The 4,617-nt window shown below is 66.1% G+C and carries 6 protein-coding genes; 3 read left to right on the forward strand and 3 right to left on the reverse strand.

Annotation, left to right across the window (positions count from 1 at the left end; translation table 11 throughout):
* Window positions 1-622, reverse strand: a 622-nt coding sequence (gene htpX / locus DBR20_RS08535; protein ID WP_258223260.1) for a protease HtpX, incomplete at its 3' end; no start/stop codon positions are given.
* A 93-nt stretch (window positions 623-715) separates the two neighbouring features.
* Here htpX and gluQRS point away from each other — a divergent pair.
* From gluQRS to phaR, 3 genes are all read left to right on the forward strand, one after another.
* On the forward strand, window positions 716-1,636 hold the full coding sequence (gene gluQRS, locus DBR20_RS08540; RefSeq protein WP_108265874.1) for a tRNA glutamyl-Q(34) synthetase GluQRS: 921 nt from the start codon (window positions 716-718) through the stop codon (window positions 1,634-1,636).
* A 17-nt stretch (window positions 1,637-1,653) separates the two neighbouring features.
* The gene (gene phbB / locus DBR20_RS08545) at window positions 1,654-2,394 is read left to right on the forward strand and encodes an acetoacetyl-CoA reductase (RefSeq protein ID WP_108265875.1); all 741 of its coding nucleotides are present in this window, start codon (window positions 1,654-1,656) and stop codon (window positions 2,392-2,394) included.
* Between the two features lie 181 nt (window positions 2,395-2,575).
* Entirely contained in the window at window positions 2,576-3,121 is a 546-nt protein-coding gene (gene phaR, locus DBR20_RS08550) for a polyhydroxyalkanoate synthesis repressor PhaR (protein WP_108265878.1), read from the forward strand.
* A gap of 81 nt (window positions 3,122-3,202) precedes the next feature.
* Here the strand turns inward: phaR and DBR20_RS08555 are convergent, their stop codons facing one another.
* Window positions 3,203-4,150, reverse strand: a complete 948-nt coding sequence (locus DBR20_RS08555; RefSeq protein WP_108265876.1) for a TraB/GumN family protein — start codon at window positions 4,148-4,150, stop codon at window positions 3,203-3,205.
* A gap of 2 nt (window positions 4,151-4,152) precedes the next feature.
* Window positions 4,153-4,617, reverse strand: a 465-nt coding sequence (locus DBR20_RS08560) for a DUF1684 domain-containing protein (protein WP_146186974.1), incomplete at its 5' end; no start/stop codon positions are given.

Raw genomic sequence — 4,617 nt, forward strand, 5'->3', positions numbered from 1 at the left:
TGGCGAACAGGCCGAACACCATCTCCAGCACGAACACGATGATGTAGTAGGCAAAGCCACGGCCGCCGCCTTCGCGGTTGCCGGACATCGCGCTGTCGATCACGCCGCCGACCACGCGGGCCAGCACGATCACGAAGGTGTTCAGCACGCCCTGCAGCAGTGCCATGGTGATCATGTCACCGTTGGCGACGTGGGCGATCTCGTGGCCGAGCACGGCTTCGGCTTCGTCCTCGCTCATGTTCTGCAGCAGGCCGGTGGACACCGCCACCAGCGCGTTGTTGCGGTTCGCACCGGTGGCGAACGCGTTGATCTCCGGGCCGTCATACACCGCGACTTCCGGCATGCCGATACCGGCCGCCTTGGCCTGTCGCTCGACGGTGGCCAGCAGCCAGCGCTCGGTCTGGTTGCGCGGCTCGGTGATCACCACCGCACCGGTGGAGCGCTTGGCCATCCACTTGGACAGCAGCAGCGAGATGAGGGAGCCACCGAAACCGAAGATCGCGGCCATGACCAGCAGGCCGCTCATCCTGCTCGGGTCGGTTCCCAGCAGCGACATCACGATGCTGGCGAGGATCAGGACCGCGAAGTTGGTCGCCAGGAACAGGGCAATGCGGGTAAACATGGGAAATTCCGGCTTGGAAGGGGTCGATATCCGTCAATTTGCGGTGCGGTCAGCTTGAATTCAAGCGCCAACCTGACCGACGATTCAGCCTGCATGACTTTCTCCCTTCCCTGCGGCCGTTTTGCGCCCTCGCCCACCGGCCTGCTGCATCCCGGCTCCCTGCTCGCCGCCTTCGGCAGCTGGCTGCTCGCGCGCCACCATGGCGGCCTGTGGCGGTTGCGCATCGAGGACGTCGATCCACCCCGGACGGTTGCCGGTGCGGCACAGGCGCAGCTGCGGACCCTGGCCGCGTTCGGGCTGGTCCATGACGGGCCGGTGATCTGGCAAAGCGCGCGCGGCGACGCCTATCAGACTGCGCTGGACCGCCTGCTGGCCGATGGCCACGCGTTTGTCTGCCACTGCAGCCGCAGCGATCTGGCCGCCAACGGTGGCCTGCACCACCACTGCGTCGCGCGGCAGACAAGACCGGACCCCGCCGTCCGCTTCCGGGTACCTGCGGACAGCGTGGTGCATTTCGAGGATGGCCTGCGCGGCCGGCAACACCAGGATGTCCATGCCGAGGTCGGCGACTTCGTACTGCGCCGCGCCGACGGCTGCTGGGCGTACCAGTTGGCGGTGGTGGTCGACGATGCCACGCAGGGCGTGAACGAGGTCGTGCGTGGCGCCGACCTGCTCGATTCCACCGCCCGCCAGATCCTGCTGCAGCAGGCACTCGACCTGCCGACGCCGCGCTACTGGCACCTGCCGCTGCTGCTGGATGCGCCGGGCCACAAACTGTCCAAGTCACTGGCCGCCTTGCCGGTGGAAGCCCGCGAGCCGGTACCGGTGCTGCGCCGGTTGTGGGAACTGCTGGGCCAGCCGAGCACCGCACTGGAAGGCATCGACGACCGCGATGCGCTGTTGGCCGCCGCGCAGCGCAGCTTCGACCCCGGCCTGCTGCCGCGCGCGGACATCCTGCTGCCGGCGGGCGCACTTTCCGCGCCGATGTTGCAGAATCCCCCTTCCCCCACCTGATATCCGGACAGCTTTCCATGACATCTCGCGTCGCACTGGTCACCGGCGGAACCGGCGGCATCGGTACCGCCATCTGCCAACGCCTGGCCGACCAGGGCCACCGCGTCGCCACCAACTACCGTGACGAGGCCAAGGCCCGCGCCTGGCAGAAGTCGATGACCGAACGTGGCTACCAGGTGTCGATCTTCCCGGGCGATGTCTCCGACTCCGCCAGCGCCGAAGCCCTGATCCGCGCGGTCGAGGCGGAACTGGGCCCGGTCGAGATCCTGGTCAACAACGCCGGCATCACCCGCGACACCACGTTCCACCGCATGCGCGCGGAGCAATGGCACGATGTGATCAACACCAACCTCAATTCGGTGTTCAACGTCACCCGCCCGGTCATCGAAGGCATGCGTCGACGCGGCTGGGGCCGGGTCATCCAGATCAGCTCGATCAACGGCCTGAAGGGCCAGTACGGCCAGGCCAACTACGCCGCCGCCAAGGCCGGCATGCACGGCTTCACCATCTCGCTGGCGCGCGAGAATGCAGGCTTCGGCATCACCGTGAATACCATCTCGCCCGGCTATGTGGCCACCGACATGGTGATGGCGGTGCCCGAGGAAGTGCGCGCCAAGATCATCGCCGACATTCCGACGGGGCGCCTGGGCAAGCCGGAAGAAATCGCCTATGGCGTGTCCTTCCTGGTAGCCGAAGAAGCCTCGTGGATCACCGGCAGCAACCTGGACATCAACGGCGGCCACCACATGGGCTGGTAAACGGCGCCAAGACCGGCTGAGGGGGTGTGCTGCACCCTGCCGTTGGTCATGCTGCGCAGCACGCAAAGCCTTGCTGCGCAACATTCCGGCGACTGAAAACCAAGCCTGGCGGGGGCTGGGGCGGTTGCAACCGCTGCTGCACTGCGCCATGCTGCGCGTCTACTGTGACGAGTACCGCTTCATGGCTGCGACCCGCATCATCAAGAAGTATCCGAACCGCCGTCTGTACGACACCGAGATCTCCAGCTACATCACCATCGAGGACGTGCGCCAGCTGATCCTCGACGGCGAAGACTTCGAAGTCCGCGACGCCAAGAGCGGCGACGACCTGACCCGATCGGTCCTGCTGCAGATCATCGCCGACCAGGAGCAGGACGGTGAACCGATGCTCTCCACCCAGCTGCTGAGCCAGCTGATCCGCTTCTACGGCGATTCCCTGCAGGGCTTCATGGGCAACTACCTGGAGCGCAGCATGCAGGTCTTCCTCGACCAGCAGCAGCAGTTCCGCCAGCAGATGGGCAACCTGCTGGGGCAGACGCCGTGGGCGATGATGAACCAGCTGACCGAGCGCAACCTGGAGCTGTGGCAGGAATTCCAGCGCAACATGGGCAGCGGTTTCGGTGGCCCGCGTCCCGGTGGCACCGGAACGGGCACCGGCACCGGCACGGCCGGCAAGCCGAGCGAGCCGACCGGCGGCACCGGTACCGGCGGCAAGACCCGCCGCTGAGGCAACCGCCCCGGCTGATACGAAAACGGCGCGCCATGGGCGCGCCGTTTTGTTTTCAACGCCACCACGCGTGGCGTGGATCTATGGACGTTTGGCCTTGCATGCCGAGCACACCCGCTCGACCTTGTAGCCCTTCGCGCGCAGCTTCTCCACCACGCCATCGTTGCCCAGCAGGTGCAGGCCGCCCACCACCACCAGCGTACCGCCCTGCCCGGCCTGCAGGTACGGCAGCAGCTTGGGCACCCATGCATCGTTGCGGTCGGTATTGATGCGCTGGTAGAGCTGCGGATACTTCTGGCGCATCTCCACACCCATCCGGTTCCACAACAGGCGATCGTCGCCGCGACGCCAGGCCTCATGCAGCATCTGCGCCTGGGCATCGCCCTTGCCTGCTTCGTCCAGCGCCTCGGACAGCATCTGCCGCTGCTCCTGCACGCTCATGCCATCAAGCAGGTTGATCTGGCTGGACATGTCTTCCAGGCCTGCGGTCTTCTTGCCGGCCTTCTGTGCCCGCTGCATGAAATGACGGTCCAGCCCCAGCTCCGCGTCCAGGCCCAGCTTCTGCATCTGCGCCACGGTGATGGTCAGGCCGACGAACCACGCTTTCATGCCCTGCAGCTGCGCCAGCGGCAGTTTGTTCTGCGTCGCATAGACCTGCAGCTTCTGCCAGGTCGGCGCATCCAGGTCACGCTTGAGCTCGCTGCCATCCTTGCGGGTAGCGACCTGCACCATCTGGCTGGCCATCTGCGGCGACTGCAGTTCCTCCGGCGTCACTTCGAACAGCACGCGTTGCGAGGCTTCAAATGCCTGCTCGACATCGGTCGACAGCGGATAGTCCTGTGGCTTCAACAGGTGGAAGGAACCCAGCAGGTACAGGCGTGCATCTCCCTGCCCGGTGACCTTCCACAGCAGCGGTACCGGCGGCTTGCCAGCCGACGTGTCGGCTGGCGCATCGCGCGCGATGGCCAACGGGCCGGCGGCGCAGGCTACGAGAAAAACGGCACTGCGCAACAACAGTTTCATCAACATGTTCAGCCCTCTCCTTCAGGCAGGTGATACGCCTTCTCACCCGCTTCCACGCGCAGATCCAAGCGGTTTTCCGGCGGCGCCAGCGGGCAGGTCGCATAAGCGGTGAACGCGCACGGTGGGTTGTGCGCGTGGTTGAAATCAATCGTCACGTGGCCGTCGGCGGTGGGCGCATCGGTATCCAGATAGCGGCCGGCAGGATAGCTGCCGTGGCCACTGGTACGGTCGGCGAAGATCAGGAACAGCGGCTGCCCCGGCTCGCCGATTGCTTCCAGCCGCCAGCTGCGGCCGTCGCGATCGAATTCCACCGCACCGGCGTTGGGCATCTCGGTGGTCAGGCCGGTGATGTCCACGATCGGCAGGGTCTTGCCTGGTGGATGTGCGATGAAACGCGCCTGCACCTGCCATTGCGGTCCACCGGGCCAGTACTGCAGGCCGGCGAAATCGCGGCGCGCGGGAGCATCGGCATG

It is taken from the genome of Stenotrophomonas sp. HMWF023, from assembly GCF_003060985.1.
Classification (GTDB): Bacteria; Pseudomonadota; Gammaproteobacteria; order Xanthomonadales; family Xanthomonadaceae; genus Stenotrophomonas; species Stenotrophomonas lactitubi.